A 5,225-nucleotide genomic window follows, 5' to 3' on the forward strand; every position below is an offset into this window, starting at 1 on the left:
GGCCATCAGGAGCTTTCGACATAGTCGTACTCATAGGCGGATGCCTATGCCTTATCGGCTATGCCACCTGTCCGGTCAAAACGGGGTGCGCTCCATCATCTCGATCTCGGACCATCCAAGCGTCGTATTGCAACAGTGTCATATGCAAATGAGCCAATCATTCCAATAAAAGATGCATATTATGAACAACTGGCACATCACTATGATAGGTATAGGACGTAGTCAAACCACCATGGTCGCTAACCTTCGACCCAGCTACGAAAGCAGAATGCAAAGAAACATCAGTTGTATATGTCTTTAAGATTTCTTTAGTACTAAACGACCTGTCGTATTTTGTATTTGAAAATGCACCAGAGTCGTCCTTTTTTTGCGTTGTGCCGCCCGGAAAGTTTGTATGGTCCAAGTAGGACTTTTCTTCTTCCATCACTGAATGAACATTAAAGTCTCCAGTTAGACACGATAAGTTTCTTTTATTTGCCGCCTCCATCAATGCCTTGAAGATATTCGGGTCTTTCGACATATGGTCTGGGCCAGGCATGTGTATTGACCCAATACTGATTGATTTAAAGTCATTACCATCGTTAAAAAAAGGGTTCAACGCGCTTTCGATAGTAATCATAACACCATCCCTGTACCACTCAGGTGCATTTAGACCTGAACTATATCTCTTCTCATGTGAAAATACTGGACCCGACGGCTCATTAGATTTCGAGTCCACGAAATGCACGTTCCTGTTTCCAGAATTAGAGACATTGTAATTGGTTAAACAATGTCTTTTTCGGAGGTTTTTTGATAAACAAACCTCGTTATGCTTATTAAGGGCCTTGATAGCATCTATCTTGTCTTTTTCAATATATTTCGATATCTCATCTTTGTAGGAAAGCAGATCAGATGTTACTATTTTGTCATGCCCGGGAACACTATGAAAGAATACTATGTTTTCCGCGTTGTGCGCACCTCCTCCGCAGTTTATGAAGCCAACCTCAAAGGTTCGCAACGGAAACGTATCTGAAAGCTGGGTACTAAGATCGTATCGTAGTATGTCAGTTGCGAATATATTAACCTTTACTTCAAGTAAAAACCCAACATAAATATCTGATGTAGTGTCTAACGATTTACTATAAAGATTCTCAGCGACTGCTTTGCAAATGTCTTTACTCACTACAGTTTTGGCATATCCAAAATTTTGAATATTCCAATGATAGACAATGATATTTGGTTCAGGCAAAAATCCATCCTATGGATATAATCGTCGGGAGCGACATTCACAAAGATTTGTTACGAAAAGCCGATTGCATCAACCATATAAGAACATGCTTCTCCCGAAATGCTTTTTAGCATAATCTCGACCTTATTTAGTCCTAAGTTTATAAAGTCACAGTAGTTGCTAGAACTAAAATCTTGATGCCGGAGTGTTATCAGAAGAATATTGTCCTCACCCTCAGACTGGTATTGGGTAGTTATAAACCGATCTGAAAGTTTGTAGTCGTTTACTTTTATACTCATAACACACGCTGTCTTTCCTCCGATCCAGTGTTTTATCTGAAAGCCGAGCGAGGGTCTGCTGTCTGATAGTTTGAAAAACAACGCAATTTTTGCGTGCTCATCACCTTCGAGTAAACACTCATATGTGGATGAAAACCCAATAGTTTCAACTAACAAGTCATTTGTGTCTGAGATAATTCTTCCGTTGCTCTTATTTTCATTTACTGAGCAAGGACGAGGCTTTCGGAAACCCACTACAGCCGAACGAGTTGATAGCGGTTCAAGGGCGAGTTTTGCCAAGTCAAGCGGGCTCGATACACATTCAAGAGGACCATAGTTGTCCATAGTTGCGTAAAACTTCTTGGAACCATCCTCTTTTGTTTGCCCATCCAAGTGATCCCGCAATCCATGCGAAGCAACGGTATAGTCTATATCATGACGAATGGATATAGTATCTCCAGCCCTATCAAATACCTTCTTTCTCAAAGTCCAAGTAGCGGTTGAGGTAAAGTCAATACCAAACAAAGATAAATCAGAGGGAGGATGAATGTTCGAGTCGTCTGCAAGTAAACTAATTATTGTCGGAGGTAAAACCAGCTCACCAATCTCATTACAATTTTTATATTGAACTATATTCCACGGGTACTCTTGGCCCCATACCCAGATCGGGTACATAGAGGTTGCATCCAAACTTGCGTAACAACCCCAGTCCTTAATGGACATCGATGCTGCGCTAGAAAATTGAGTGCCACTCTGCTTCGAATTTCCTGATAGATCTGATTTTGAATGGTCCGATCCCCAACTATGGCGACCCTCAAGAGTCACTACTGCCATAGGGGTGATTTGATATCCACCTGATATCGAACCGCCAAGCTCGGTGCTTTTAGAGTTCCCATGTGAACTCGTATGTTGTCGAGTGACTTCTATGCCTGACGATATATTTTTCGTCTGATTTATATCCACCGATACATTTAGCGTCTTTGGACTGTAGTCCACAAGTGTCGTATTAAAAGCTGTTAAACACCCATTCAGTCTTGAACTAGTCTTAATAATGGCCGGGTAACGATCATAATTAGATGACGTGCTTGGCGTTAATGAAAACTCGAATTCTGGCTGAATAGTGACCCGAAATACGCATTCGACGATGTATCCATCACTAGCTACCAAATTACGCGTATCGATATAACGCTTCACCTCGTATTGCGACCAGACTTTGCCTACGATAACACCATGGTAGCTCAGATCATGCGTCTCAAAATGAGTGTTTAGATCCCGAGGAATAATCATTCACTTAGTCCTATAGCAAATAAGGTAGTTTACATACACATTCTTTGGTCGTGTTTCTGCACTAGTCCTCGCTCCATCGCTGAATTCGTGCGTAATACTTTCCTTCTGCTTCCAGTTTTGTCCGCTCGCGATCCCGCCGTCTTGGCCAGGAAACATCCAGTACTTATGAGCATGCGCTTGAAAAGCGTCGAGCTGCACCGAACCAATCCGTCGGCCGACAACAGTTCGATCCCGGGCGTCAAATCTCGCATCTCCATCTGGATCCCTCGCCCCCCCCTCTTTCTCCAAACCTCTCAGAAACATTCCCTGGAAGTCGGGTATGTAAAACTTATGCCCATCGGAAGAACGGCCGTAGGCATCTCCGATGACGGCATAGAGTTCGCTATATTTCTCCTTTTCAACCAGCTCACCGTCACATACCAACCATCCAGCCGGCTTCGAATACCCATTCCCTGCGAAGGCTGTAATCATTCCAACGAAACTCATGACCTGTTCCTTTCGGCACTTGTAATGAAAACAATTGTCTAGTCTTATACGTTACGCACTAAAACCAATGACTAAACATTCTAAAGGCGATTAGACACAATATAAAGAATTAACACGCCACCGGACCATCTCTGATCCACTTTGATCGACTACCTCCTCTATTAAAGGATCTATGCCCATGGAGATTCAGTCGGCATCTCGATTCAACGCTCTAACATGATATTTAAATGGCTAGAAAGGTATCGATAACGAGATCCGTCCGCCGATTGCCTGGGTTTCCTCGCGTTCCAGATCCATCGTTCCCATGGCCTGCAAGGCCCAGCCTTGTTCCCCTGCCAGGGTGAACCTGGCCTCGATCGTGCCGAACAGGCCGTCTCCGATCGCATCGCTGCCGTTGGCGGAGGACAGGCCGATGCTGCCCCCGATTTGCGGTGCGAGGGTCAAGCCGTTCGGCATGGTCAGGAGGTAGCCAACCGTGAGGCCGGAGCTGAAGCGAAGATCGTCTTCCGTGAACCCCTGCACGGCCACTGAGGCAGCGGAACCCGAGACGTCGTAGTCGTCCACGTCTTCCGTGAGGTAGGTCAGCTTAAGGTTCGGCCGCAGCGTCCAGGCGCCATCGCTCATGATGCCTTCGAGCTTGGTGGTGGCCATCAGGCGCGTGGTGCCAAAACTTCCCTCGAAATCACCGAGATCGACCGTATTCCAGCTCTGCCCGTAGAGAAGGCTGGCGTCGAGATAAAGGCTCGGCGACAGGGCGAACGAGGCGTAGGGACCGACAAGAACCCCGGTGCCCTCGACGGACGTTCCCTGGCCCGGATCCGTCATGCGGTCGGAATGGATGGCAACACCGACGAGGAGGCTGTCCGATACGAGGTAGTCGGCGCCTGCCGACAGAAGCGCAAACGTGCCCCAGCCGTTGTCGTCGCCCGTACCGGTCTCGATGGCGAGGGGATCGTCGCTTCGAGCCGGGGAACTCCCCTGTTTGTGGGCCATGAGGGTGCCGTCGAACCAGACGTTGAAGAGCGGCATGGGGGTGCCGGCATAAGCCGGATCGTCGGCTCTGCGGGCGGCATCGAGCTGCGCCGTGCTGGTGGCGACGGTCACGCCCATGCCGTTGCCGTTCGGGACGATGTCGAGGCTCACGCGCTCCCTCGCCTGGCTCGCGAGGCGTCGTTCCACGAGACCCGGCGCCGCGACATGGTTCGACAGAAGAATTTGGCGAGCGCCGACGAAGTCGCGCACCGCGCGATCCGCCTTGTCCGCGACGGCCTTGTGATCCACTACCACGGCGTAAGACACGGTGCCGGTGTTGGAGATCCCCAGCGCGCTGGTCAGGGTGAAGTCGATCGTGGCGGTACCGACGAACAACGGGTTCGGCGTGAATTTCAGATAGAAGCCTCGCGGCCTCACTACCCCCAACGCGGCGACCTCGCCCTCGATGATCTGCGCTGTGCCGGCATTGGCCGGGTTCACGCCAACGATGTCGGCCTGGACGAAGGGGCCGCCCGTCGCTCCCGCGTTCAGGTAGACATTGGGCGGCGCTTCGCCCGGAGCGACCGTGACCGCCTTGTCGACGACGGCCACCGCCTGCGTCTGGACCCGGAGCGTGTAGGATGCCGCGTTCGTGGCGCCGGTGCCGTCCGTCATCGCGATCGAGAACCTGTAGTCGCCTTCGGTGCCGGTCTGCAGCGGGCCGTTGAGCTCGCCGGTCGAGATGTTGAGCACCAGTCCGTCCGGCAGGGCACCGGAGGAGAGGCTGAAGATCCGCGTTCCCGTTCCTCCCTGGGCCGTGATCGGCTGGCGATAGGCTTCGCCCGCCATGGCCTCGGGCAGAGCGCCCGACGGAGGCGTGAAGCTGAAAACGGCAGCGGCGGCGGCGTTGACCGTGATGCTGACGGTGGCGGGCGCGGACGTGCCGGCGGTGTTGGTGGCGGTGTAGGTGAAGCTGTCGGAGCCGGAATAGCCGG

Annotated in this window: 4 protein-coding genes; all 4 read right to left on the reverse strand. The window is 50.4% G+C overall.

What is annotated here, in order from left to right:
• Positions 1 to 157 precede the first annotated feature (157 nt).
• Positions 158 to 1,228, reverse strand: a complete 1,071-nt coding sequence (locus GGR04_RS20570) for a hypothetical protein (RefSeq protein ID WP_183202046.1) — start codon at positions 1,226 to 1,228, stop codon at positions 158 to 160.
• A gap of 50 nt (positions 1,229 to 1,278) precedes the next feature.
• On the reverse strand, positions 1,279 to 2,772 hold the full coding sequence (locus tag GGR04_RS20575; protein WP_183202048.1) for a hypothetical protein: 1,494 nt from the start codon (positions 2,770 to 2,772) through the stop codon (positions 1,279 to 1,281).
• Entirely contained in the window at positions 2,773 to 3,258 is a 486-nt protein-coding gene (locus tag GGR04_RS20580; RefSeq protein WP_183202050.1) for a phage tail protein, read from the reverse strand.
• Between the two features lie 231 nt (positions 3,259 to 3,489).
• Positions 3,490 to 5,225 (reverse strand): autotransporter domain-containing protein (locus tag GGR04_RS20585; protein ID WP_183202052.1); only part of this gene is annotated, 1,736 nt, incomplete at its 5' end.

The organism is Aureimonas pseudogalii (genome assembly GCF_014196835.1).
Lineage (GTDB): Bacteria > Pseudomonadota > Alphaproteobacteria > Rhizobiales > Rhizobiaceae > Aureimonas > Aureimonas pseudogalii.

Coding starts and splice junctions, on each gene's coding strand:
- GGR04_RS20575 (WP_183202048.1), bottom strand. CDS start 2,772: ATGATTATTCCTCGGGATCTAAACACTCATTTTGAGACGCATGATCTG.
- GGR04_RS20580 (WP_183202050.1), bottom strand. CDS start 3,258: ATGAGTTTCGTTGGAATGATTACAGCCTTCGCAGGGAATGGGTATTCG.